Raw genomic sequence first — 24,644 nt, 5'->3', positions numbered from 1 at the left:
ATGCTGAAACCCAGCAGTTGACGCGTGGAACGTATGCGTCTTGAAACCACAGGACCGTTGCACTCGGTCTGAAATCCCGTGGCGGGATTCCCGCGTCTTCAGGCGCGGGAGGTGGTCAAGGAGCTGAAGGCCGTCGCGGCGGACGCGGGCTACGAGTACGACCAGCTGTTCCACCTCGAGGGCGAGACCATCCCCGTCGTCTACCTGGAGGACGGCTGGGAGCCGGCGGCGGCGCTCCCCGGCGGGGGTCCGGGGACCGCCGGCGGGGCCGCCCAGCGGAGCCCGTCGCTCGCCGACAGCGCCTACCGACGGCTCACCGACTGGGTCGACGACCTCACCGCCCGGTCGGTCGTCCTCGGCGTCATCGTCACGAAGAAGCTCCTCATCGCTTCCGCGCTCGTCTACCTCATGGTCGCCTGACCGCCGGTGGTCTCCACTGTCGCCGGTGGTCCCCGTCAGTGCCGGCTGTCTCCGTCAGCGCCGGTCGTCCTCGCCGCCGCGGTCAGGCGCGTTCGTCGTCCAGCGGGACGACCGGCGGTGGGTCCGTCACCCGGACCGACAGCGACGCGGCGGCGAGCCCGCCGAGCAGGACGATAAACCAGTAGTTCGACAGCCGGAAGAGGAAGACCGCGGCGGTCGCCGTCGGCAGGTCGACGGGAGCCAGTGCAGCGGTCACGCCCGCCAGCGCCACCTCGAACCCGCCCAGCCCGCCGGGGAGCGGCACGACGTTCAGCAGCGTGACGACGGGGACGACGAACACGACCAGCGCGTAGGGCACGGGTTCGCCGATGGCCAGGAAGCTCGTGTACAGCGGGAGGAGGAAACAGAGCCAGCCGGCGACCGCGAGCGCGACGGCCGTCCCGACCCGGCGCCGGTCGCCCGCCAGGTCGCCGACCGCGCCGCCGAACCGTGCGACCGCCTCCCCGACGGGCTCGGGCGCCAGCGCCGCGTCCGCCCGGGCGGAGACCCGGCCGACGGTCCGGCGGAGGCCGGCGGCGACGCGGAGCGCGAGCCGTTCGAGGGTCGCCCGCCGGTACACGGCGAGGTACGTGAGCGCGAGAACGACGGCGGTCACGCCGACCATCGCGACGAGGACGTTGCGCAGCAGCGTCCCGCTCGGACCGCGCCGGGTCACGACCAGAAGCGCCAGGCCGGCGACCGCGAGGACGAGCGACGCGACGACGTTGAGGAATGCGAACACCGACGCCGCGGCCAGCGTCGACTCGTAGGGTGCCGAGGTCTCGCGGCTGACCGTGTAGGACATGAGGACCGGGCCGCCGCTCTGGCCCATCGGCAGCACCTGCTTGAGGAACTCGCCGCTCAGGTACGCCGAGCGGTAGCGCCGCCCCCGGACTGTGTGGCCGGTGCTCGCCAGCAGGCGCCGCACCGCTTCGCTCCAGGCCGCCAGCGCGGCGACGACCCCGAGAAAGCCCACCGAGAGCACCGCGAGATCCGCCGACACCAGTTCGGCGAACACGGCCTCCGGGCCGACCGCCCAGAGGAACCCGCCGACGGCCAGGAGCGCGACCGCGAACCCCGCGACCAGCCGGACGCGACGTGACATGACGCTAACCGACGCGGCCAGCCGATAAAAACCGTCCGGCGTCCGACTCGGCAACGACCGATACACGCAGTAGCTGTTGCGGTGAGCGGGCGCGGTGCGGTCGGCGCGCGCTGTCGCGAGTCTTGTCTCGCGACAGTAGCCGCGCGAGGGATGAGCACCGCAGCTTGCGAGGAGCGCAATCGGCTGGGGAGGCTCGTGGCTGTCTGCGGTGCTGTGCGGGGCGGTCGCGGTGCCGTGCTGTGCTGTCCTGGCGGACTGAACGGGCGAGGCGCGCTCGCGCTCGTGTAGTCGCCTGAGCGACCCTTACCCGAAGCGGCTTCGGCCGCGAGGGTATGTCGCTCAGCGACCGCGAGCGGGCCGAGGGCTTTCATCGCCTGCTGTCCCCTGCGGTAGCGTCTCCTGCTGTACGTATCACGCCAGCATCCGCGAGCGAAGCGAGCGGTTCACCGGACGCAAGCGAGCGGAGCGAGCGCGTCGTCCGGCCTTTTTCCCCAAGTTTTTGCGGCGGAGGATTCCCGCAGCGGCCCTACGGGCCGCGAGGAACTCTCCGCCGCAAAAAGTGGGTTTGCACATCGAACCGAACAGCGCCCTCACTTCCCGTCCGTCGCCGACTCCGCGGACGATCCGTCGGGTTCCGGGGTCGGCTCGAGCGGGCTGGGCGGGTCGGCCAGCCGGACCGAAACCAAGGCCGCGGCGACCCCGCCCAGCAGGACGACGAACCAGTAGTTCGACAGCCGGTAGAGGAAGACGCCGGCCGTCGCCGCCGGCAGTTCCAGCCCGACGAGCGCGACGACCACGGCGGCCAGCGCCACCTCGAACCCGCCCAGCCCGCCCGGGAGCGGCACGACGTTCACCAGGCTCAACACGGGGACGACGAAGACGACCAGCGCGTAGGGCACGGGTTCACCGATGGCCCGGAAGCTCGTGTACATCGGGGCGAGAAAGAGCGCCCAGCCGGCCACCGAGAAGACGGCCGCCCGGCGGACCTGCGCGCGGTCGGCCAGCGCCCGGTCGAACGCCGCGTAGTAGGTGCCGAAGGTCCCGGCGACGCGGTCGGCCGCCAGCGCGTCGCGCGCGCGGGCGGAGACTCGTCCCAGGGTCGCCCGGCCGACGCCGGCGGCCCGGAGGACCAGCCGCTCGACGAGCGCCCGGCGGGAGTGGACCAGCACGGCGGCGCCGCCGAGCGCGACGACGGTGACCGCGAACCCGACGAGCAGCGCCGCGAACAGCGGCGTGACCGGCCCGTCGCTCGTCAGCAGGACGACCGTGAGGCCGGCGGCCGCGAGCCCCATCGACGCCGCGATGTTGACGAACTCGACGACCGTCGCCGCGGCCAGCGCCGCCTCGTAGGGGGCGTCGGTCTCGCGGCTGACCGCGTAGGAGACGAACACGGGGCCGCCGGAGTGGCCCATCGGGACCACCTGCTTCGCGAACTCGCCGCTCATGAACGCCGCGCGGTAGCGGGGGCCCGCCACCTCGTGGCCGACGCTGGCGAGCAGCCGGCGCAGCGCCTCGCTCCAGCAGTAGAAGGCGGCGACGACGGCGAGAAAGCCCGCCGCGTAGGTCGCCGGGTCGGCCCCCGCCAGTTCGGCGAGGACGCGTCGCGGCCCGACGACCCAGAGGAACCCGCCGACCGCGAGGAGAGCCAGCGCGAACCCGAGGACGACCCGGAGGATGCGGCGCATCTACCGGCCTCTCGCGGGGACCGGGCATAAGCGCGGTGGCACGGCCGCGCGACCCTCGAGCTCGGGACTGACGCGGCCGCGAGCGGTCCGCGAGCCCGGTCCGCGAGCCCGGTCCGCCGGCTGGCCAGTCCTGCGCGTTCCGGACCCCTTTTACCGTCCGGTGGGCTACGGGGGCGTAATGACTCGCATCGACGTGATCGACAACCACGGCCAGTTCACCCACCTGGAGCAGCGCGCGCTCCGGGACATGGGCGTGGACGTGGAACTCGTGGACAACGAGACGCCACCGGAGGAGATCGACGCCGACGGCCTCGTCCTCTCGGGCGGCCCCTCGATCGACCGCATCGGCAACTGCCCCGACTACCTCGACCTCGATATCCCCGTCCTCGGCATCTGCCTGGGCCACCAGGTCATCGCCCGCGAACTCGGCGGCGAGGTCGGCGAGGGCGACTACGGCGGCTACGCCGACGTGACCGTCGACGTGCTTGACGAAGCGGACCCCCTGATCGGGTCGCTCGCCCCGAGCACGCGCGTGTGGGCGAGCCACGCCGACGAGGTCGTCCGCGTCCCCGAGGGGTTCGCGCGCACCGCCGAGAGCGACGTCTGCGGCGTCGAGGCGATGAGCGACACCGACCGCGACCTCTACGGCGTCCAGTGGCACCCCGAGGTCGCCCACACCGAGCGCGGCGAGGAGGTCTTCGAGAACTTCCTCGACATCTGTGAGTAGTCGACCGCGGACAACGGTGGTCAGACGACCGCTGACGACCCCCGTCGGGCGACCGCTGACGACCGCCGCCGGCGACCGCGGACGACCGCCCTCCTGCGGCGTGGTATTCACCCACGCGACTTCGCAATCTCGACCGGCGATCTCGGAGGTTCGACGCTCGAACGGACCGCTGACGGGCGTCTGACGGAACTCCCACGTTTGAAGTGATCGTGTGGTCATTGGTGGACAAGGGTAGACATGACGACCACCCAGGGCAACCTCGCGAGCCTCTCGCGGTTCGTCTTCCGCGCGCCCAGCTGGTACTCCAGCGTCGGGTTCGCCCTGCTCATCGCGGCGGTGGCCGGCGTGGCGGCCTTCGACTCCCGGTTCGTCTTCGAGGACGCCTGGGAGGGGCTGTTCTACATCGGCATCCCGACCGTCGCGGCGAGCGTGTTCACGCCGTACGTCGACCGCAAGCTCGGCGGCCAGCTCTCGCGCAACCAGGCGTCGCTGCTGGCGCTTGCCTGCGAGCTCATCACCATCGGCGTGCTGACCGTCGCCGCGGTCGTCGCGGTGGCGACGCCGCTGGGCCAGGAGTTCGTCGTCGACGCCCTGCTGGTCGCGCTGGCGTCGATCTTCGCCCTGCGCCTCTTCGTCATCATGGCCGTCTCGCGCCAGCGGCTGGTCGTCGCGTCGGCGGCCGCCAGCATCCAGACCGTCTCCGCCGCCCTGCTCCTGTTCATCTACAGCGGGACGATGCGCTACATGGAGTTCGGCGGCGGCCCGGTCGCCCGCGCCTTTCTCTTCCGGTCCGACGAGGCGCCCCAGCGGATCGCCGAGATGCAGTACATCGACCCCGGGAAGTTCGGCCTGCTCGCACTCATCTGTTTCGTCTACGCCGGCTGCGTCTGGCTCTTCCTCACCGTCATCGACCAGCCCTGGAAGCGCAGCCTCGGCGTCTCCGTCCTCGATTTCGTCCGCGGGTTCATCGGCCACGTCGCCGAGGGGTCGCGCGAACTGGAGACGTTCTTCGAGGACATCGGCGAGGACGCCATCGTCCCGGTGACCGTCCTCTCGGTGCGCCGGCCGGAGGGCGGCGAGAAGGCGCGGTTCGTCCTCCCGATGCTCCACCCCGGCCCGATGGGCGACATCGGTGGTGGCAACCTCCCCCGTCGGATCGCCGAGCAGGCCGACGGGCTGGCGTTCCCGCCCCACGCCACCGCCGGCCACGACTTCAACCTCGTCACCGAGCGGGAGGTCGACACCGTCATCGACACCGCCGAGACCGCCTACCAGCGTATCGAGTACGGCCCGACCGCCACCGAGTCCGTCCGCGTCGAGTCCGGCGAGGCGACCCTCACCGGCCAGGCGTTCGGCGACGGCGCCTTCCTCGCGTCGACGTTCTCCCCCGGGTTCGCCGACGACGTGGAGTACGCCGTCGGCCTCTCGGCGGTCGCCGAGGCCCGTAGCGAGGATCTGGAAGAGGTGATGCTCGCCGACGCCCACAACTGCAACAACGGGCTGGAAGGCGAGGACCTGGGCCACGTCGTCCCGGGCAGCCAGCGCTCGTTCGACATGATCGACGGCGCCGGCGACGTCGGCGCCCGGCTGGCCGCCGCGACCCGCAAGCCCTTCCGCTGTGGCGTCGCCTGGGACGAGACCGACTGGGAGCCCGAGGAGGGTATCGGCCCGCTGGGCATCCGCGTCGCCGTCTTCGAGGTCCCCGGCTCCGAGTCGGAGCCGGGGGCTCGTCAGACTGCGGAGCAGTCTGACGGTGTTGACGACCAGCAGACCGCCTACGTCTTCGTCGACGGCAACAACATGGTCCCGGGCCTCCGCGAACGGATCGTCGACGCCGTCGACGCCGTCGACCGGGTGGAGGTACTCACCACCGACACCCACGTCGTCAACACGATGGAGGCCGAGAATCAGGTCGGCGACGCCCTCCCCGAGGCCGAGATCGTCACGGCCATCGAGGAACTGGTCGCCGAGGCGAAAGCGGACCTCGAACCCGTCGAGGCGGGCATGGAGACCGAGAACGCCGAGGTGACCGTCTTCGGCAACGACCGCACGGAGATGCTCGCCTCGACGGCCAACGCCGCCGTCTCGATGGGCGCGCCGCTGGCCGGCGCCATCATCACCGCCGCGCTCTCGGTGTCGGCGCTGATCTTCCTCGTCGCGCGGCTGTGACGGTCGTGGGCCGAGCCGGCCGGTTCGCGCCCGCCGCCCCCGCGAGACCGAAACGCCGAACACGGAGTCCCCCGTAGCGCTCGCCGTGAGCCGCTCGCTGACAGATGTCGCGCCGGCTGTCCTCGTCCCGGCGGCGTGGGCACTGACCCTCGGCGCCCACGTCTCGCCGGCCGTCTCCCGCCACGTCCTGCTGGTCGGACTCTCGGTGATGACCGTCCTGCTCGGGGCCTTCGCCGTCGTCGCCCGCGACGAGATGACCGGACCCGTGCTGGCCGTCTGGCAGGGGGTGATCGTCCTCGGGTTCGTCATCACGCTCGTCGGCGCCCTCGACCTGGCGGTCACGCCCGGCGCCGACCCCGTCCTCCCGGTGACGCTGTACGGCTGGATGGTGATCCCCGCGCTGGCCTACGTCGCGACCGCCGCCGAGATGGACCCGCCGTTCAACCGGGTCTACCTCGCCGGCGCCATCCTCGCGCTGGCCGGCACCGCCACCTACGGGCTGGCCGGCTCCGACGTGGACGCCGCCGTCGGGATCGCGGCCGTCGGTCTCGGCCAGACCGCCGGCATCGTCACCGCAGTCTACCAGAACCCCGGGACCGGGGAGCACTGAACGCGGGTGGCGGTTCGGGCTTCCGGCGTCCGAACGCTTTTGCGGCCCGCTCGCGCCCCACCCGTATGCGGATCCTGTACGTCGACTGCGACTCGCTCAGACCGGACCATCTCGGCTGTTACGGCTACCACCCCGACACGTCGCCGGCGATCGACGAGATCGCGACCGACGGGCGCCGGTTCACGAACTACTACGTCTCCGACGCGCCGTGTCTCCCCTCGCGGACGGCGTTTTTCACCGGCCGCTTCGGGCGCCACACCGGCGTCGTCAACCACTCGGGAACGAACGCCGACGTCCGCCACCGAGGGGCGTCGCGCGGCACCTCGACCGGCGGCCGCTATCGCACGCTCCCGCGCGAACTCCTGGACCGGGGACACACCACGGCCATGGTCAGCCCGTTCCCCCAGCGCCACGGCGCCTGGCACGTCCTCGACGGCTTCGAGGAGTACCGCGACACCGGCGGCAACGGCGCCGAGCGCGCCGAGGTCGTCGCCCCCCACGCCGAGTCGTGGCTCGACGAGCACGCGACCGAGGAGGACTGGTACCTCCACGTCAACTTCTGGGACCCCCACACGCCCTACGACACGCCACAGGAGTACGGCAACCCCTTCGCGGACGACCCGGCGCCCGAGTGGCTCACCGACGAACGCATCGCCGAACAGTACGAGAGCTACGGCCCCCACAGCGCCCGCGACCTCCACCACGGCTACCTCTACGGCCGGGGACCCGACGACCTCGAGCGGACGCCCGACGAGATCGCCGACCGCGAGGACTTCCGTCGGTGGGTCGACGGCTACGACGTGGGGGTCCGGTACATGGACGACTACATCGGCCGGCTGGTCGAGCGACTGAAGGACGCGGGCGTCTACGAGGAGACGCTGGTCGTGATCTCCGCGGACCACGGCGAGAACCTCGGCGAGTTGAACGTCTACGGCGACCACCAGACCGCCGACGACAGGACCTGCCGCGTCCCGCTGATCGTCCGCGGTCCCGGAGTAAAACCGGGCGTCGACGACGACCTCCACTACCACGTCGACTTCGCGGCGACGCTCGTCGACCTCGCGGGCGGGAGCGTGCCCGAGGGGTGGGACGGCGAGTCGTTCCTGCCCGCGCTCGCGGACGGCGAGCGGGCGGGCCGGGACTTCCTCGTCACCGGGCAGGGGGCGTGGGCCTGCCAGCGCGGCGTCCGCTTCGACGAATGGCTCCTGTTGCGCACGTACCACGACGGCTGGAAGGAGTTCGCGCCGGTCGAACTCTACGACCTCGACGCCGACCCCCACGAGACCGAGAACCTCGCGCGCGAGCGCCCCGAGGTCGCCCGGCGCGGGCTGGCCCTGCTGGAGCAGTGGCTCACCGAGCGCGCTACCGACGCCGCCACCGGCCGGAACGGCGGGAACCCCGACGCGCCGCGGGCGCTCGTCGACCCGCTGTTCGAGGAGATCCGCGAGGGCGGCCCGACCTACCTGCGCGACGCGACGGACACCTACACCGAGCGCCTGCGCGAGACCGGCCGCGAGGAACACGCCGCGGAGATCGAGCGCCGCGGCGGCGTCGTCGAGGAGACGCCCGCCGAGTACCTGCGGTAGCGACGCCCCGTCCCCGGACTGTCCCGGATCGGGCGATACGACGCTCTCGCGTCCGTGAGTCGGTGAGAACGCCGAGGAGGAGATTTGAACTCCTGAGTCCTTGCGGAGACCTGCTCTCGAAGCAGGCGCCTTGGCCAGGCTAGGCTACCTCGGCTCACTCCCCGCTACACGCAGGGCGACTTTATCGGTTACGATCCGTCCCGTCGGCGTCGGGGGATCGACGGACGGTACGCCGTCCGCGACCGGGACGGCGGACGATCGGTCGGCGGCGACCGACCGATGGGCAGCGGTCAACTGGTGGGCGGCCGTCGGCGACGGGCGGACCGTCGGCGACAGGCGGACCGTCGACGGACAGCGGGCGACCGAACCGGCAGACCCAACGCCTAACTTGTCGGCGCGCTCACGGGACTCCATGGACGTAAGCGAAGCGAGCGCGGAGTGCGACCGGGTCCTCGACGAGATCGGTTCGGCGGTCATCGCCGACCGGGAGTTCCTCGAGACCGTCCTCTTGGGATTCGTCGGCCGCGGCCACGTCCTCATGGAGGACGTGCCGGGGACCGGGAAGACGCTCACCGCTCGCAGCATGGCCACCGCCCTGGGCCTCGAGTTCTCCCGCGTGCAGTTCACGCCCGACCTCCTGCCGGCGGACATCACCGGTACCCACGTGTTCAACGAGCGCGAGCGCGAGTTCGAGTTCAACGAGGGGCCGCTCTTTGCCAACGTCGTCCTCGCAGACGAGATCAACCGCGCACCCCCCAAAACCCAATCCGCCCTGCTCGAAGCCATGGAGGAGGAACAGGTCACCGTCGACGGCGACACCTACGAGTTACCCTCCCCCTTCTTCGTCCTCGCCACGCAGAACCCCGTCGAGATGGAGGGCACGTTCGAACTCCCCGAGGCGCAGGTCGACCGGTTCCTCGTCAAGAGCTCGATCGGCTACCCCGACGAGGCCGGCGAGGAGGAACTGCTCCACCGCCGGCTGGGCCGCAGCGAGCAGAGCCCGTCGGTCTCGCCGGTGCTCGACCAGGATCTGGTCACCGACCTGCGCGACGCCCCCGAGTCGGTCCGGGTCGACGACGACCTCGTGACCTACGTCTCGGCTATCGCCCGCGCGACCCGCGAGGACCGCCGCGTCGAGGTCGGCGTCTCCCCCCGCGGGACCCAGCGCCTGCTGGAGGCGACCCGCGCCCGCGCCGCCATGGTCGGCCGCGAGTACGTCACCCCCGACGACGTCAAGCGGGTCGCCCAGCCGGTGCTCGCCCACCGGGTCGTCCTCACGCCCGACGCCCGCGTCGACGAGGTCCAGAAGTCCTCGGTCGTCGACTCGGTGCTCGACGAGGTGCCCGTCCCGACGGTCTGACCGGTCGACGCGGATCGAAACTCTCTTTTGACAACTCTCTCACCTGTCACGGGATGACAGAGTCACGACGGCGGTTCCTGCGACGCGCCGGCGCCGCGCTGTCGGTCGCGTCGCTGGGTGGCTGTCTGAGCGGCGGCAACGAACCGACGCCGACCGACGGGTCGGACGCGACCACCGGTGGGGACGGTGGGTCCGAGGGGACGCCGACGCCCGAACCCGGTGCCGAACCCACGGCGACCCGGACGGACGCACCCACGGCGACCGCCTCGGTGTCGTACTTCCCGACGACCACTGGCGAGTTCGCGGCGTGGTTGCCGACGCCCAGGGGGGCCGGGGTCCCGAAGCCGGGCGGGTACGTCTTCCTCTCGACGGCGCCGGCGCCGCTGTTCGACAACCGCGAGCACCTCGACGACAGGCTCTCCGGGGCGCTCCGCTTCGACTCGATGCTGCACGGCATCGACGACAGCGCGGGGATCCGGTCGGCGACGACGGTCCCGGGCGGGTGGTACACGTTCGAGACGCCGTTCGACCGCGAGGCCGTCGCGGCCGCGTACCGCGAGGACGGGCTGACGGCCGACGGCTCCCATCGCGGGTTCGACCTGCTCTCGTCGGACGACGCCGGCGTGGTCGCACTCGGCGACGACAGGATCGTCCTGGCGCCCGAGTCGAGCACGGCGCTCGATGGTTCCAGACGGTCGCGCGTCGCGACGGTCATCGACGCAGGCACCGGGAACGCCCAGCGCTACGGCGAGGCCGACCCGGACTTCGGGCGACTCGTGGACGCGCTGGGGAGTCACCACTCCGCGCTCGGACTCTCCCACGAACGCGGGGCGAACTTCGCGGACGCGGTGGCGACCGGGAAGGCCTACCGGTTCGGTCCGGAACGGACGCGGGTGCGCGCCGCGGTTGTCTTCGCGGAGGGCGCGGTCCGCGAGTCGGCCGTCGCTTCCTGGGCGGCCGACGCCGACGCGTTCCGGGGGAACGCGGTCGCGACGACGACCAACGGCCGGGCGGTGGTCGCCGACGCGCTCGTCCCCACCGCCGGCGTCTCGAAACTCCGGACGACCGTCCCCGCACCGGACGATGGGACGGCCACTCCCACCGTCGAGTGACGCTCTCCGGCGGTGTCGCCGGTCACTCGTCGCCGCGGTCCTCGACCCGTCGTTCGTTGTCCGACTGCATCTCCGCCTGGTCGATGTCGTCCCGGTCGGAGCCGCCCCGGTCGGAGTAGCGCTGGCGACCCACCGACTCGGCGGGCATCATGTTGAGCATCCCCTGGCGGAGTTCCTCGTCGGACTCGAACGACTGGTCGCCCGAGCCCGCGAACAGGTCCCGGACGGCAATAGGTTCGGCGCTGGTGCGCTGGATCTCCCGGTCGCCGTACTCGTCGACGAGGTCACCGGCCGTCACCGGGTAGGACACCTCCTCGAAGACCGACTCGATGGACCCGAACTCGACGCCCTGCTCGTGGTCGGTGTCGTCCTCGGCCATACCGACCCTCGGGCCGGCCCGCGCAACTACCTTCACCTTGCAAATGAGCGGGGACCTTCGTTCGGCCTCCGCCCCGTTTCTGGCTGTCCGGTCCGTGGTGTGGGTTTCTCGGTCGGCTCTGTCCGTTCCGATTCGCTTCGAGGCGCGCAGCGCCTCGCCCGTTCAGTCCGCCAGGGACCGCGCCACAGACCTCCCGCACGGCACCGCAGACGGCCACGAACCGCCCCAGCCGATTCGTTCCTGTCGTCGCTCATCCTCCCACCGGCCGCCGAGGTCCACGTCGGGACAGGACGGGCGGCCGGTCGGGGTCGGTCGTCGGTCCGACCCGAGGGATGTATGACGGGGGGCGGTCAATACCGGGTCGAGACCGATGGCAGACGAGACAGACGACCCGACGGTGCCGGTGGTGTGCCCGGAGTGCGGGACGGAGACGGCCGTCCCGATCGACGACGTGGCCGACGCGGTCGAGCGACACAACGATGGGGTCCACGACGGCGAGACGGTGGCGCAGGTCGACCCGGAGCTCGCCGAACGGGTCCGCGACCTGGTCGCCGAGGACCTGGGCCTGCTCGGCGACCCCGCGGACGACTGATCGCCGTCGGACTCCACAGGTGTGAGTTTCAGGCGCTAATTCGGCGGTAATCCGGCTTAATCGGGGTTGACCGAGTCGCCGTTTCTTGCCCGTCGGGCGTCTCCGGTCGTGTAGACGCCTCCGGCGTCTCGGACCCACCATGTCACGATCACAGGACCGCGCGACCGCCCCGGCGCGACCGGCGCGCCGGCGCACGGACCGGACCGGAGAGCCGCCAGCCGTCGGCCGGGAGGTGACCGCGACGTGACCCGCGAACTCGGCCGCTGTCGTCACTGCGGGCGGGTGGTCCCCGCGGCAGCGGTCTGTCGGGCCTGCGGCTACGACGCCGACCCGGAGCGCAACCGCCGCGCGCGGTTCGTCTGGGGACTGGTCGGCGTCCTCCTGGCGCTGACGGTCGTCGGCGCGCCGGTCGGGCTGTGCTGTCTGCTGAAGGCGGCCGGCCACCACCGCGCGATGACCGGGCGGGTCGTCGCCGACGCCACTCGACCGCCGCTCGCGCTCGCCGTGGTTGACGGGATCCGCCGGCGGGCGCGCGGGCTCGACGAACGCGACGGAGGTGGCGCCTGACGTGCCGATGCGCTGCCGCAACTGCGGCGCTCGCGGGGCGGTCATCGGCCGCGACCGCGAGTGGACGCCGCTGAACGACGCCGCGACGCCGCGCCGGCTCTACGAGTGTCACCACTGCGGGCATCGACAGCACCGGCGCGGCGCCCGTCACTGACGGGCGACGGGGCCGTACCTGCCGCTCGTCGCCACCTTGCCGTTCGCCGCCGTCCTCGCCGCCGACCGCCTACCTTTCAACAGCGAGAGAGTCCCGCCGTCGACGGCGCTTCGCGCCGTCTGCCCGTGGCGTCTTCGACGCCACGCTGTTCACGGCGGGCGTGAATCGCGTAAACTCCTGTGGGGAACCGTCATGTTACAACTGGCCGTGAGTCTCCAACGATCACGGGCAGTTTCACTTCCACTTTAGTTTACTGGCATTTATTTCTCCACGGCTCCGACGGGTAGTTGGTAGATGAAGCGGACCAACACGTTCGCCGTGCAACCGCTCTCGGCCAATGGCGAGCAACTGCTACGGGACCTGTTGGACGCTTCCGCCGCTCTCTGGAATGAAGTCAACTATCAGCGCCTCATGCGGTACAATGACGAAGACGGCTTCAAGGGCGGCGTGTGGGACGCTGACACCGGAAGTCTCGAAGGTAAGTACAAAGACATTCTCGGTGCGTCCACCGCCCAACAGGTGATACGGAAGAACACCGAAGCGTGGAGAGCGTTCTTCCGCCTGAAAGAGCAGTATTACGACGAATCGAACACCTCGATTACAGAACACCCGGAACCGCCGGGATTCCGTGGTAACGAGGACGAGGGGCGACAACTCAAAAGCGTCATTCGCAACACGTCGTACACCGTCGAATGGGGCGACCGCTCTCGGCTTGAGATACTGGTCGGAAGCGAGTTGAAAGACCGATACGACCACACCGGGCGTCTCCGGCTGGAGATCGCTGGCGACCCGAATTGGCCCGACTACGAAAAACAGGGCCGGTTAGACCTGTGGTACGACGAGACTAATAGCACCTTCCGAGCTTCGCAACCCGTCACTGTTTCTGACGAGACACGGGACGCTCCACTGGCCGACCACAAGGCCGCTCTGGACATCGGTGCAATTGACATCCTCCTCCGCGTGAACGTGGAGGAATCCCGAGCGGTGGGAGTTTCAGGTTCGCAGCCCAATCACCGGACTCCCAGCCCGTTCGGGCACGGGTAGTCCCACGGTATCGGACTGGTGGACTGCTGGCAGTGCCAAACCGCCGTTACCCCTCTCCTCGACCGTGTACGGCGTCCCGGTGTTGTTTTTGCCACGGGGACGCCGGCACGCGTCACCGGACTTGGGGGTATCGTCTGGTTTGCTTTGAGCAGTCGGCACATGGGCACACCCTTCGAGGATGTGACGTTCACCGCCCGCTCTTTCGGATACTGTCTCATTAGATGGGTGGACAGGCCACCTCCGAAGGACGGTTCGGAATCCGCTCCGTTCCGACCGATTCCTCTCCATTACTAGGGTTGCCTGTCACTTAAACGTCGGTATCCCGAAACTCAGACTGCTGTCGAACGTGGGTTCTCTCCCAAGTGACGGCGCGTATCCACGGCGTGAACGCCGTGGTATTGCGCCTGTTCAGCGTATAATCTCGTCGCCTGTACCACTACGACCGGCGAGAAATACCTGTACGAAGGACGAGATCTGTTCGATCGCTTCCGAGAGACGACACGAGAGATCGCTCGGTTGCAGTCCAAGCTACGGGAAGGCAGGTACAGTAGCGAGAGAATCCGACGACTGTATCGCAAACGAACCCGTCGCCGCGACCACGCCCAAGAAGCACTGTGTCGTGACCTGCTGGAACGACTGTACGCCGAAGGTGTCGATACGGTGTATGTTGGTGGCCTGACCGACGTACTCGAAACGCACTGGTCGGTCGAAACCAACGCCAAGACTCACAACTTTTGGGCGTTCAAGCAATTCACCGAACGACTGGCGTGTACCGCCGTGGAATACGGTATCTCGGTCGAAGTCCGGTCGGAAGCGTGGACCAGTCAAGAGTGCCCGCAGTGTGGTTCGACAGACAGAACGACACGGCATCAGGACACGCTCACCTGTCAGTGCGGGTTCGAGGGGCACGCCGACCTAACAGCGTCAGAGACGTTCCTGAAACGGCACACAGAGAAGGCAGTCAGGCCGATGGCACGGCCCGTGCGGTTCGAGTGGGACGACCACAACTGGTCGGAGTTACCACGCTCTCACCGTCCCAAAGAACAGCGCACAGACCCGAGTACCGTCCACCGTGACGGGAATGTTACCTCCGGGGAATCGGCATAGCCGAGACTCCCGCGGAGGAAACCCCGGCGTTCACGCCGGGGAGGATGTCATAGCACCGTCCCGTGTTTCTTGTCGGGGCGCTCTTTCTCGACGGACTCGTAGAAGGCGAAGCGGGCGGCCAGCTCCTCGCGCAGGTCGCTCGGCGGGACGATCTCGTCGATGACGACCTCGCTGGCCATCCGGTGGACGTCGATGTCCTCGCGGTACGCCTCGCGGAGCTCCCGCTCGCGGCGCTCGCGCTCCTCGGGGTCGTCGATCTCCGAGAGCTTGTTCGCGTAGACCGCGTTGATCGCCGCCTCGGGTCCCATGATGGCGATCTCGCCCGACGGGAGCCCGATGGTCGACTCGGGGTCGTAGGCCGGCCCCGACATCGCGTAGATGCCGGCACCGTATGCCTTCCGGACGACGACGCACTGTTTGGGGACCGTCGCGGCGGAGGTGGCGTAGATCATCTTCTTGCCCGCTTCGAGGATCCCCTCCTTCTCGACGTCCGAGCCGGCCATGAACCCCGGCGTGTCGCAGAGGTACAGCAGCGGCACGTCGAAGGCGTCGCACTTCCAGACGAACTCGGCGGCCTTGCGGGCGGCGTCGGGGAAGATCGCCCCCGCCCGCTGTGCGGGCTGGTTGGCGACCACCCCGACCGGCCGACCGTCGATCCGGGCGAACCCCGTGAGGATCTCCGGGCCGTACTCCGGCTGGAGCTCGAAGAACGAATCGGCGTCGACGACCCGCTCGATCAGCCGCTCCATGTCGTAGCCCCTGTTGGGTTCCTCGGGGACGACGCCGTCGATGCCCTCGGGGGATTTGGCGGGCGCGCGCCCCTCCGTCCCCGGCGGGTCCTCGTCGCTGTTGTCCGGCAGGTAGGAGATCAGCTGGGCGACCAGGTCGCGGGCGTGGTGTTCGTCCTCGGCGACGAGGTCCGCCGAGCCCGAGTGGCGGGTGTGTACGTCCGGGCCGCCGAGGTCGTCGAGGTCGATCTGCTCGCCGGTGACCATCTCGACCATCCGCGGGCTGGCGATGGCCATCGCGGACATGTCCTCGACCATGACGGTGAAGTCGGCGAAGACAGGGGTGTAGGCCGCGCCGGCGATGCAGGGGCCGTAGAGGACGCAGATCTGCGGGACGCGACCGGAGAGCATCGAGTGGTTGTAGTAGTACTTGCCGATGCCCTCGCGGTTGGCGAAGAAGCCGGTCTGCTGGTCGATGCGCCCGCCAGACGAGTCCATCAGGTAGAGGACGGGCCGGCCGGTCTTCAGCGCGCGCTGTTGCATCCGCAGGAACTTCTCGACGCCGTGTTCGGCCATCGACCCCGCCTTCACGGTGAAGTCGTTGGCCATGAAGTGCACGTCCCGCCCCTCGAACTCGGCGGCGCCGGTGATGAGGCCGTCGGCTGGCAGCCGGTCGCCGTCGCTCTTGCCCTCCCCGTCGCCTTCACCGGTCCCATCGCCCGAACCGTTCCCGTCACCGCCGGTCTCGGGCGAGTCGTCGTGCCACGCGTCGAAGTTGGCGAACTTGCCGTCCTCGAAGCGCAGCCCCGAGGGGTCGGCGGTCGCGTCGCGCTCGGCTGGGTCGACCTCGCCTGGCACCGGGTCGGTGTCGCCGAACCACAGCTCGAGCCGGTCGCGAACGAACAGCTTCCCCTGTTCGGCCAGCCGTTCGCGGTACTTCTCGGGACCGCCCCGCCGGATGTCCGCGATCTCCTCGCGCAGCGCCCGCTCGCGGGCCGTCGGGCCCAGATCCTCCTCCGCAGTCCCGCCCGTCGGCTCGCCGCCCGACGGGGCCCCGGCCGACGACCTCCCCTCGAACTCGTGGACGACAGCGGGCTCGTCGGCGTCGCCGACGTACACCTCCACCCGACCGTCCCCCGGGACCGTCCGCTCGATCGCCGAGGCGATCGCTTCGGCCTCCTCGACGGTGGCGTCCTGGGCGATTCGGACTCGCATACCACACACCTCGCACGCCCGCGGTAAAATATGCCGCCCCGACCGGCGGCGGGCCCCCGACCGTCATGCCGCCCCGACCGGCAGCGGGCCCCCGACCGTCCCCCCGGACGGCCCCCGCAGCGTCTCCCGGTGGCTTTCAAAGTTGATACCCGCGGACGAACGGGTAAGTAGGTGAACGGCGAAGGTCGCACCAATGCGTCTCCGGTCGCTCGCGGTCGTGGCGGTGGTGGTTCTCGTGTCGGTCGTCGCAGCGACGGCCGCTGCCGGCGCGACCGCCGACAGCGCGAAGCCGGCGGTCGACATCACGATCCGGTCGACCGACATCGGCGACGGGGACACCTACGAGGCCGGGACGGACGTGGACATGACGATCGACGCGAGCGTCGGCGACCGCGCGGTCGACGGGACCGAGCTCTCGGAGGTCGTCGTCCGGGTCAACGGCGAGCTCGCCCGGTCGATCGACGTCAACGGGACGAGCGTCACGGAGACGGTCGAGCCGTCGCTGTCGAACGGCGAGAACTCGGTGCGGGTCATCGTCACCGACGACGCGGGGGCGGTCAACGCGACGACGTTCACCGTCCGGAAGGACTCCGAGGCGCCCCACGTCTACCTGACGAGCCCCTACGACACGGCGCCGTGGAAGTCCATCGACGACGGGACCGCAAACGGCTCCCGGGTCACGATCGCCGGGAACGTCATCGAGTCCTCCGGCGTCGAGAAACTGCAGATCACCCGCACTTTCGACGGCAAACGGTCGACGCGCGTGCTCCGCGACGTGGGCGAGAACTTCTCCGTGGAGATGCTGCTTGGCTACGCCGAGAGCGGCAACGCGACCAACGAGTTCCGGCTCACCGCCGTCGACGAGTTCGGCAACGTCCGGCTCTACGCCTTCGAGATCGACGTCGAGGACCGCCGTGCGCCCGCTATCTCGGTCGAACCGTTCCCCAACGAGACGGCCCGCAACAAGGTCCACCTCGCCGGGACCGTCGCCGACGACGTGCGGGTGAAGTCGGCGAACCTGACGCTCCGGGGCCCCGACGGCAACGTCACCGGCGAGGAGACGATCGCCGCCGAGCGCTCGCGGGCGCTCGACCCCGACCGGCTCTCGGTGTCGTTCAACGAGTCGCTGTACACCCTCTATACCGGCACCTACGAGGCGACGATCTCGGTGACCGACGCCTCTGGGAAGACGACGACCCGGACGGTCGCGATAGAGCGGGTCCCCCAGTCCGAGCGCGACGTGGCGCCGACGATCGCCGTCGACCGCGACCGCACCGTCGTGCTGGGCGACGAGCGACTCTTTCTCGCCGGCGCCGCCTTCGAGGGCGTCACCGAGCGGCTCGTCGTCGAGACCCGGGTGGCGGCCACCGGCGAGACCGTCGACTACCAGGTCGTCCACTCCGGGTCGCGCAGCCAGCGCGTCGACTTCGACCGCGAGGTCGCGATCGACGCGGACCGCACGACGGTGATCGTCCGCGCGACCGACGCGAAGGGCGTCGAACACACCGAGGAGTTCGTCGTCAGCGGTGCCGCCCGCGAGACCTTCGTCGGCGAGTCCGAGACTGACGCGGACGAGGACGGCGGGACCGACTGGCCGAGCGTCAGCGTCGAGTCGCTACAGGACGGCCGCGCGGGCACGGCCAGCTCCGCGGTCACCGTCCGCCGGGCCGCCGCGGGGACGACCGTCGCTGTCCCGGACAACGGGTCACGCCCGGTCGTTGCGACGGCGAACGTCTCCGTCGAACGCCTGCGGATCGACGCGGCCGCGGACACGAACCTCACGGCTACGGTCGTCGCCCGCGAGCGGACAGGTACCGCTCTCAGCGGACCGGACGGGGCGACGGCCGCCGCCACCGTGACCGTTCAGCACTCGGTCACCGACGCCGTCGACGGCGTGACCTACGACCTGTCGGTCCGCCGGCCGTACCTCGACGCCCACGGGCTCGACCCCGGGAACCTCACCGTCTACCGGCTCTCGGACGGCAACTGGTCGGCCGTCGGGACCACCGTCGTCGGGAGCGACGACAGCCGGGTCCGCTACCGCGTCGACTCGCCGGGGCTGTCGGTGTTCTCGCTGTCGACCGACCCCGCGGTGGCCGCGGCGAACGCGACGAACGGAACGGCCGGCAACGGAACGGCAGGCGACCGGACGGTCGCGAACGGAACCACGAACGGGACCGCCGCCAACGGCACCGCCGCGCCCGGCAACGGGACGGCGCCGGACGACGAGCCTTCGGGCGAGGCGACCATCTTCGTCAGCAACGTCACGGTCAACCGGACGGCCGTCGCCGTCAACGAGTCCGTCGCGGTCAACGTCACGCTCGCGAACAGCGGCGAGGGGAACGGCACCTACACCGCCGGGCTCCAGACGCTCCACGACACGAACGTCTCGTTCGTCGCCAGGGAGTCGGTCGCGGTGCCCGCCGGCGAGCAGCGGCGGGTCGGGTTCACCACGCAGTTCGCCGCCGAGGGCAACCACACCGTGCTGGTCAACGGCACCCGCGCGGGCCCCGTCGTCGTCGGCGGGGGCGGCGGTCTGCTGTCGTTCCTCTCGGTCTTCTCCGTCCTCCCGCTGCGACTCATCGGGATGGGGCTCGGCGGGCTGGTTGGGCTGGGGCTGGTCGTGGTACTTCTCCGGTTCGTCCTCGGGAAGGTCGGCGGCGGCGAGAGCGCGAACGGGTGATCAGGACTCGGCGCCGAGCGTCCCGCGCGCCCGCCGGACGTAGCTGTTCCCGTCCCAGCTCCGGGCCTCGGCGATACGGTCCAGCAGTCGCGCCGCTTCGTCGGCGGCGATCCGTCCGTTTCGAACGAACGCGGTGAGCACGAGCGGTGTCGTCACGAGTCGCGAGTCCGCCAGCGACGCGTGGACGAGCGCGAGCGCGTTGAACTCGTCGCAGAGCAACTGGTCGACCCCGCGCTCGTTCGCCAGGGTCACCGCGGCGTTCTCACCGTCGTCGAGCGGAAACGAATCGTCGAGCGCGACCGACTCGACCGTCATCACCGGTCGCTCGTCGAGTACCGCCGCGGCGGCCGAGGCCGACGCGTCGTCGTACTCCGCGACGGATTCGAGTTCGGTCAGGACGGTCTCGGGGACGAGGACGGTCCCCGTGTCGAGCAGGATGGCGAGCGGGTCCGGGGCGTCGCCGGCGACGACGCCGAGACTCACCAGTGCGGAGGTGTCGGCGACGACCTGCGTCATCCATCGAGTTCGTCCGCCGTCGCCGCGACGAACTCCTCGTCGAGTCGCTCCTTGAGCACGCGGAAGTTCGCCGCCGCCTCGTGGCCGACGAGCCCCTTCAGCTGGTCGTAGGTGATCTCGTCGGCGTAGTACGCGTCGGCGATCTCCTGGACGAGGTCGTCGTCGCTACTCGCCTCGCGGAGATACTCCCGGAGCGCGGTCGTGAGCACGTCCGTCCGGTCGGTCTCCAGCACCGTCGCCAGGGCGTCGGTGCGCTCGACGAGGTCCTCCGAGGCCCGGAACTGGACCCGCCGCTTGTCGCTCGACCCCATATGTGTACGTCGTGAGCACAGAAGGATAGGCGTTGCGTCGACCCGCGGCGACTCCGTCAGGACGACAGCGCGGCTTCCACGCGGCCGACCAGTTCCTCGTTTCCGAGATACACCGGGCTGCGCTCGTGGAGCCGGTCGGGGTCGGTCTCGAAGAGGTCGCCGTAGCCGTCGGAGACGCGGCCGCCCGCGGCCTCGACGACGAAGCCCACGGGGGCGCACTCGAAGCAGTGGCGGAGCTTGCCCTCCGGCGTGTCTTCGAGTTCGGGATAGGCGAAGATCCCGCCGTGGGTGAGCACCTGCATCACGTCGGCGATGAAGGCGCCGCCGTAGCGGAGTTTCAGCCGGTCGGCCTCCAGGTTCTCGACGGCCTCGGTCACGTCCTCGGTCCAGTCGGGCCGGCGGCCGCCGAAGGCGTAGACCGTGGGGTCCTCGGGCAGGGTGAGTCCCTCGCGGAGGAGTTTCCGGCCCTCGTCGCCCTCGCTGTCGGCGTCGCCGCCGGCTCCGTCCTCGATCAGATACTCGTCGACGCTCTCCCCGTCGGAGACGACCATCGTGGTGTTGGGGCCGTAGAGGACGAACGCGGCGGCGACGAGGTGGTCGCCGGTCGTCGGGACGGGCTCGTCGTAGACGCTGACGATGGTGCCCATCGGGTTGTTCGACGTGAGGTTCGAGGAGCCGTCCAGCGGGTCCAGGGCGAGGTGGAACTCGCCGCCGTCGTCGGCCTCGCGTGCGGACTCCCGTTCCTCCGAGGCGTAGCTGGCGACGGAGTCAAGCGCGAGCAGTCGCTCGGCGAACAACTCGTCGGCGTACTCGTCGGCGGCCCGGACCTTCTCGCCGCTGGGGTTGTGCCCCTCGACGTACGCGCGGCGCTCGGGCAGCGCCGCGCGGACCTCGGCGGCGGTGTCACGCACTACGTCGAAGACGGCGTCGACGGTCGGGTGGCCGACCCAGTTGGCCGAGGGCGGGAGCTGTTTGCTCATGGTTTGGGGGCTGCGGCGTCGAGGGCCTCGTCAACGGAGGCCTCCTCGAAGATGACCTGTTCCAGCGCGTCGAGGATGCGCCGGGGGTTCTCGCGCTGCCAGACGTTGCGGCCGACGGCCAGGCCGGCGCCGCCGGCGTCCATGACGGCTTTGACGCTCTCGAGGAACTCGCGGTCGCTGGTCTTCGAACCGCCGGACATCAACACCTTCGTCGGGCCGGCCATCCGGGTGACCGTCTCCATCGCCTCCTCGCTGCCGGGATATTTGACCTTCGCGATGTCCGCGCCGAGTTCGAGCCCGAGGCGGGCGGCGTAGGCGACGACCTCCTCGCTGGAGTCGTTCTTGACGGCCTGGCCGCGGGCGTAAGACCACATCACGACGGGGAGGTCGTACTCCCGCGCTTTCTCCTGGACCTCGCGGAACTCCTCGAACATCTCGACCTCGCCGTTGACGCCCGGATACACGGTAAAACCGATGGCCTCGGCGCCGAGTTCCTCGGCGGCGTACTCCACCGAGCAGTTGACGGCGCTGTCGGGCTCGCCCATCCAGAGGTTGGAGGTGCCGTTGAGTTTCGCGAGCAGCGACACGTCGTCCTCGTAGGAGGGGTAGTAGGCCTCGGCGACGCCCTTGCCGACGGCGAGCGAGGTGACGGCGGGGTGTGTGGCCACATCGAAGACGTGTTCCGGGTCCGCGCTCTCGGGCTGGGGGTCGAAGTCGACCGGCCCGTGCTCGATACCGTGGTCGTACGCCAAAACGAGTACCTTCCCGTCCCGCGTGACCGGAGCGTCTGCGATGGGTCGCATTACGGATACCCGTACACGGACCGCACGTATATATCTTCTTTCTGACATTATTTACTACCGGGCGAGTAAACGATTCGACCGTGCGTGTCCTTCACAATCGTTCGTGACGCCGAAATCGGGCGATCTCGGGGATCCGCGGGGAGCGGTCGGTCGAAGTGGCAAGTATCCGACCACAGTCCGGCACGTACCGGGACGCCGGGCGGGACGACACAGTCGACCGGGTGGGACGCGGCGGGAGTAGGCTTACGCCGGCGGCGGGCGCAGATGGGGTATGCGCGGACTCGATGCCATCGACACCGTCGGCGTCGTCGGCGCCGGCACCATGGGCAGCGGGATCGCACAGGTCGCCACCCAGTCGGGCTACGAGGTCGTCCTCAGGGACATCGAGGGGGACCTCGTCGACGAGGGGATCGAGAACCTGACCGAGGGGCTCGACCGCCTCGTCGAGAAGGGGACCGTCAGCGAGTCGGAGGCCGAACGGATGCGCGGCCGGGTGACCGGCACGACGGATCTGGCCGACCTCGCGGACGCGGACCTGGTGGTCGAGGCGGTCGTCGAAGACATCGACGTCAAGCGGGACGTGTTCGCCGACCTCGACGAGGTGACCGACGACGACGTGGTGCTCGCCACGAACACGAGCACGCTCTCGATCACGACCATCGCCGCCGCCACCGACCGGCCGGCGAACGTGGTCGGCCTGCACTTCATGAACCCCGTCCCGGTGATGAAAGGCGTCGAGGTGGTCGTCGGCGAGAAGACCGACCCCGCGGTCGTGGAGTTCGCCCACGACTTCGCCGAGGCCCTGGGCAAGGAGACCTGGGAGGCCGACGACAAGCCGGGGTTCGTGACCAACCGGATCCTGATGCCGTGGATCAACGAGGGGATCCGCGCCTACGACGAGGGCGTCGCCGCCAGGGAGGACATCGACCGCGGGATGGAACTCGGCACGAACGTCCCGATGGGCCCGCTCGAACTCGCCGACCACATCGGCCTCGACGTGTGTCTCCACGCCTCCGAGACGCTCCACGAGGAACTGGGCGACCGCTACAAACCCGCCTACCTCCTCAAGCGCAAGGTGGAAGCCGGCGACCTCGGGAAGAAGACCGGCCGGGGCTTCTACGAGTACGAGTGAGACGGCCCACCGGCGCGAGAAGGTGAAACCCCCGGTTGACTCTCCGATGCCCACTTGGGACGGGCGAGTGAGAAGGGGAGTGATGACAGCCCGTCGTCCCACTCTCCTCGCAGTCGCGGCCCTCCTCGTCTGTTCGGGCGTCGGGGCCGTAGCGGTCGGACCCGCGGCCGCGGCACCGCCGCCGGAAACAGTCTGCGGTGTCTGCGGGGACGGACTCGCCGCCGCGGCCGAGGACGCCGGCGTTCCGCTCACCGTCGAGTACGGCGCGGCGACGATCCGCGTCCGCGAGGACGGGAGCGGCCGCTGGCACGCCCGCGTCCGGGTCGACGACCGCGCGGCCGACCGCCTCGCCGCGAACGCGACGCTCCGCGAGCGCGTCGTCCGCGCGAGTTTCGACCGCCGCACCGTCGTCGACACCCCGCGGAACCTGCGTACGTCGGTCGCGAACGACACGCTCGTCGTCACCTTCGACCGGCCCGGCGTGGCCCACCGGAGCCTCGGCGGCGTCGTCCTCGTCGACCTGCTGGACCCGCGGGCTCGCCGGGCCGGGCTCGACCTCGAAGCGGACCGGCTCCGGATCGAGGGGCCGAACGGCACCGTCGTGAGTCGCGCACCATCGGCTGCGACCGTCGAGAACGGCGCGGTCGTCTGGCGCTCCACCGACGAGGAGCCGGGACTGGGGAGCGATACCCGCCTGGCGTTCGCACTCTCGGACGGCCCCGGGGCCCGCGCGCTGACGACCGTCGGATTCGTCGCCTTCGGCGTCGGGCTCGCGGAGCCGAGCGCGCTCGTCCTCGGCCTCGTACCCGCCCTCGGGTTCGCTGCACTGCTACTGGCGGTGGCCCGCTGGGGCGACGAGCTACCGACCGCCGAGTCGTCGCGGGTCGGAACGGTGCTCGCGGGCGCCAGCGCCGCCGGGGTCCTGTTGGCCGCCGGGTCGCTCGTCGGGCCCGACCTCGTCGCGCCCGCCGTCGCCGAGACGGTGCTGGTCTTCGCCGCGCTGTACGGGGCCGTCGCGAGACTCGCGGTCGACGCGGACTCCGTCTCCCCGCGCGCCGCGCTCGGGTGGACGCTCCTGGGGGCGCTGTCCGTGGCCGCGATCGCGAGCACCGCCTCTATCGTCGCCCTCCGGGCGGCACTGCTTTCGATCCCCGCCGTCCTCTGGTTCCCGCTGGGTCGCGCTCGCGGTCGTGACCGGACGGCGACGGCCGTCGTCGCGCTGACGCTACTGGTGGCGCCGTTCGGCGCCGCCGTCCTCTATACGCCGTCGGCCTCGCCGCTCCTCGGGATCCTGCTGTCCGTCTTCACCACGGTCCCGTGGGCCGCGGCGACCGTCGCGTTCGGCCTTCCCCTCTATCTCCTGGGTCGCGGACCGGACGCCGACGGCGGAGCGGTCGACTCCGCCGACTGGACCGAACGCGCGAGCGTCGACTGAGCGCGCGGCGGAGAAACGCCGAGCAACGAACCCGCCGTTTTCGGGTGGAGATCCGGCCGACAGCGCGGGGGCTGGCCGGCCGTGATCTCCGGCTGAAACGCACCCACGGAGCGCTCCCGAGCGCTCCTCACTCGACGGGAGACGACGGGGACGGGCACCCGTAAGAAGATTTCGGAGTGCGTGTC

Annotated in this window: 21 protein-coding genes, 1 tRNA gene and 2 pseudogenes; 15 read left to right on the top strand and 9 right to left on the bottom strand. The window is 70.3% G+C overall.

The genetic code is table 11. The features are described from left to right. The first annotated feature begins 78 nt into the window (after nucleotides 1-78). A complete protein-coding gene (locus ACMGFG_RS21285) occupies nucleotides 79-420 on the top strand; it encodes a hypothetical protein (protein ID WP_436932307.1) in 342 nt (113 codons plus the stop codon). A gap of 82 nt (nucleotides 421-502) precedes the next feature. On the opposite strand, the gene ACMGFG_RS21280 is transcribed toward ACMGFG_RS21285, so the two are convergent. Together ACMGFG_RS21280 and ACMGFG_RS21275 are read right to left on the bottom strand one after the other, a co-directional pair. Beyond that, a complete protein-coding gene (locus ACMGFG_RS21280) occupies nucleotides 503-1,564 on the bottom strand; it encodes a lysylphosphatidylglycerol synthase transmembrane domain-containing protein (RefSeq protein ID WP_436932306.1) in 1,062 nt (353 codons plus the stop codon). 590 nt (nucleotides 1,565-2,154) lie between these two features. After that, a complete protein-coding gene (locus ACMGFG_RS21275; RefSeq protein WP_436932305.1) occupies nucleotides 2,155-3,249 on the bottom strand; it encodes a lysylphosphatidylglycerol synthase transmembrane domain-containing protein in 1,095 nt (364 codons plus the stop codon). Between the two features lie 178 nt (nucleotides 3,250-3,427). Here ACMGFG_RS21275 and ACMGFG_RS21270 point away from each other — a divergent pair, with 178 nt between their 5' ends. The 4 genes from ACMGFG_RS21270 to ACMGFG_RS21255 all read left to right on the top strand — a co-directional run bounded on the left by ACMGFG_RS21270 (nucleotide 3,428) and on the right by ACMGFG_RS21255 (nucleotide 8,341). Continuing rightward, the gene (locus ACMGFG_RS21270) at nucleotides 3,428-3,976 is read left to right on the top strand and encodes a GMP synthase subunit A (RefSeq protein ID WP_436932304.1); all 549 of its coding nucleotides are present in this window, start codon (nucleotides 3,428-3,430) and stop codon (nucleotides 3,974-3,976) included. Between the two features lie 237 nt (nucleotides 3,977-4,213). Then, nucleotides 4,214-6,145, top strand: a complete 1,932-nt coding sequence (locus tag ACMGFG_RS21265; RefSeq protein ID WP_436932303.1) for a DUF2070 family protein — start codon at nucleotides 4,214-4,216, stop codon at nucleotides 6,143-6,145. 85 nt (nucleotides 6,146-6,230) lie between these two features. Further along, nucleotides 6,231-6,755, top strand: coding sequence for a hypothetical protein (locus ACMGFG_RS21260; RefSeq protein WP_436932302.1), 525 nt, complete (start codon nucleotides 6,231-6,233; stop codon nucleotides 6,753-6,755). A gap of 65 nt (nucleotides 6,756-6,820) precedes the next feature. Then, the gene (locus tag ACMGFG_RS21255; RefSeq protein ID WP_436932301.1) at nucleotides 6,821-8,341 is read left to right on the top strand and encodes a sulfatase family protein; all 1,521 of its coding nucleotides are present in this window, start codon (nucleotides 6,821-6,823) and stop codon (nucleotides 8,339-8,341) included. Nucleotides 8,342-8,410: 69 nt separating this feature from the next. On the opposite strand, the gene ACMGFG_RS21250 is transcribed toward ACMGFG_RS21255, so the two are convergent. Then, a tRNA-Ser gene (locus tag ACMGFG_RS21250) sits at nucleotides 8,411-8,495 on the bottom strand. Nucleotides 8,496-8,753: 258 nt separating this feature from the next. Here ACMGFG_RS21250 and ACMGFG_RS21245 point away from each other — a divergent pair. Next, nucleotides 8,754-9,701: an AAA family ATPase gene (locus ACMGFG_RS21245; protein ID WP_436932300.1), complete on the top strand. Its 948-nt coding sequence runs from the start codon at nucleotides 8,754-8,756 to the stop codon at nucleotides 9,699-9,701. Nucleotides 9,702-9,754: 53 nt separating this feature from the next. Beyond that, nucleotides 9,755-10,813, top strand: coding sequence for a hypothetical protein (locus ACMGFG_RS21240; RefSeq protein WP_436932299.1), 1,059 nt, complete (start codon nucleotides 9,755-9,757; stop codon nucleotides 10,811-10,813). 22 nt (nucleotides 10,814-10,835) lie between these two features. On the opposite strand, the gene ACMGFG_RS21235 is transcribed toward ACMGFG_RS21240, so the two are convergent. After that, nucleotides 10,836-11,192, bottom strand: coding sequence for a DUF5789 family protein (locus ACMGFG_RS21235; RefSeq protein ID WP_436932298.1), 357 nt, complete (start codon nucleotides 11,190-11,192; stop codon nucleotides 10,836-10,838). A 370-nt stretch (nucleotides 11,193-11,562) separates the two neighbouring features. On the opposite strand from ACMGFG_RS21235, the gene ACMGFG_RS21230 reads away from it, so the two are divergent. From ACMGFG_RS21230 to ACMGFG_RS21210, 5 genes and pseudogenes are all read left to right on the top strand, one after another. Beyond that, a complete protein-coding gene (locus ACMGFG_RS21230; RefSeq protein ID WP_436932297.1) occupies nucleotides 11,563-11,784 on the top strand; it encodes a DUF8149 family protein in 222 nt (73 codons plus the stop codon). Between the two features lie 243 nt (nucleotides 11,785-12,027). Next, on the top strand, nucleotides 12,028-12,351 hold the full coding sequence (locus ACMGFG_RS21225; RefSeq protein WP_436932296.1) for a hypothetical protein: 324 nt from the start codon (nucleotides 12,028-12,030) through the stop codon (nucleotides 12,349-12,351). Nucleotide 12,352: 1 nt separating this feature from the next. After that, the gene (locus ACMGFG_RS21220; protein ID WP_436932295.1) at nucleotides 12,353-12,505 is read left to right on the top strand and encodes a hypothetical protein; all 153 of its coding nucleotides are present in this window, start codon (nucleotides 12,353-12,355) and stop codon (nucleotides 12,503-12,505) included. Nucleotides 12,506-12,799: 294 nt separating this feature from the next. After that, nucleotides 12,800-13,459: pseudogene (locus ACMGFG_RS21215) on the top strand (nuclease/transposase family protein); the annotation flags it as partial. Between the two features lie 501 nt (nucleotides 13,460-13,960). After that, nucleotides 13,961-14,656 (top strand): annotated as a pseudogene (locus tag ACMGFG_RS21210) (RNA-guided endonuclease TnpB family protein); the annotation flags it as partial. Between the two features lie 47 nt (nucleotides 14,657-14,703). On the opposite strand, the gene ACMGFG_RS21205 reads toward ACMGFG_RS21210, so the two are convergent. Then, nucleotides 14,704-16,599 (bottom strand): acyl-CoA carboxylase subunit beta, encoded by a 1,896-nt coding sequence (locus ACMGFG_RS21205; protein WP_436932294.1) that lies wholly within the window; start codon nucleotides 16,597-16,599, stop codon nucleotides 14,704-14,706. Nucleotides 16,600-16,792: 193 nt separating this feature from the next. On the opposite strand from ACMGFG_RS21205, the gene ACMGFG_RS21200 reads away from it, so the two are divergent. Continuing rightward, nucleotides 16,793-19,282, top strand: coding sequence for a hypothetical protein (locus ACMGFG_RS21200; protein ID WP_436932293.1), 2,490 nt, complete (start codon nucleotides 16,793-16,795; stop codon nucleotides 19,280-19,282). On the opposite strand, the gene ACMGFG_RS21195 is transcribed toward ACMGFG_RS21200, so the two are convergent. The 4 genes from ACMGFG_RS21195 to ACMGFG_RS21180 are packed head-to-tail and all read right to left on the bottom strand — an operon-like array spanning nucleotide 19,283 to nucleotide 21,892. Further along, entirely contained in the window at nucleotides 19,283-19,798 is a 516-nt protein-coding gene (locus ACMGFG_RS21195) for a PIN domain-containing protein (RefSeq protein WP_436932292.1), read from the bottom strand. Further along, the gene (locus tag ACMGFG_RS21190; protein WP_436932291.1) at nucleotides 19,795-20,109 is read right to left on the bottom strand and encodes a hypothetical protein; all 315 of its coding nucleotides are present in this window, start codon (nucleotides 20,107-20,109) and stop codon (nucleotides 19,795-19,797) included. The genes ACMGFG_RS21195 and ACMGFG_RS21190 overlap by 4 nt, the downstream gene beginning before the upstream one ends. 56 nt (nucleotides 20,110-20,165) lie before the next feature. Beyond that, nucleotides 20,166-21,089 carry a class 1 fructose-bisphosphatase gene (locus tag ACMGFG_RS21185; protein WP_436932290.1) on the bottom strand — a complete coding sequence of 308 codons (924 nt, stop codon included), beginning with the start codon at nucleotides 21,087-21,089 and terminating at the stop codon, nucleotides 20,166-20,168. Then, nucleotides 21,086-21,892, bottom strand: a complete 807-nt coding sequence (locus ACMGFG_RS21180) for a class I fructose-bisphosphate aldolase (RefSeq protein WP_436932289.1) — start codon at nucleotides 21,890-21,892, stop codon at nucleotides 21,086-21,088. Before ACMGFG_RS21180 ends, ACMGFG_RS21185 begins: the two co-directional genes overlap by 4 nt. Before the next feature lie 271 nt (nucleotides 21,893-22,163). Between ACMGFG_RS21180 and ACMGFG_RS21175 the strand changes: the two genes are divergently transcribed. Continuing rightward, nucleotides 22,164-23,024 carry a 3-hydroxyacyl-CoA dehydrogenase family protein gene (locus ACMGFG_RS21175; protein ID WP_436932288.1) on the top strand — a complete coding sequence of 287 codons (861 nt, stop codon included), beginning with the start codon at nucleotides 22,164-22,166 and terminating at the stop codon, nucleotides 23,022-23,024. An 82-nt stretch (nucleotides 23,025-23,106) separates the two neighbouring features. Continuing rightward, nucleotides 23,107-24,459: a hypothetical protein gene (locus tag ACMGFG_RS21170; RefSeq protein WP_436932287.1), complete on the top strand. Its 1,353-nt coding sequence runs from the start codon at nucleotides 23,107-23,109 to the stop codon at nucleotides 24,457-24,459. The last annotated feature ends 185 nt before the right edge of the window (nucleotides 24,460-24,644 follow it).

Origin of the sequence: Halosimplex halobium (genome assembly GCF_051414055.1) — an archaeon.
Lineage (GTDB): Archaea > Halobacteriota > Halobacteria > Halobacteriales > Haloarculaceae > Halosimplex > Halosimplex halobium.
This window is presented reverse-complemented; position numbering and strand designations above follow the sequence as displayed.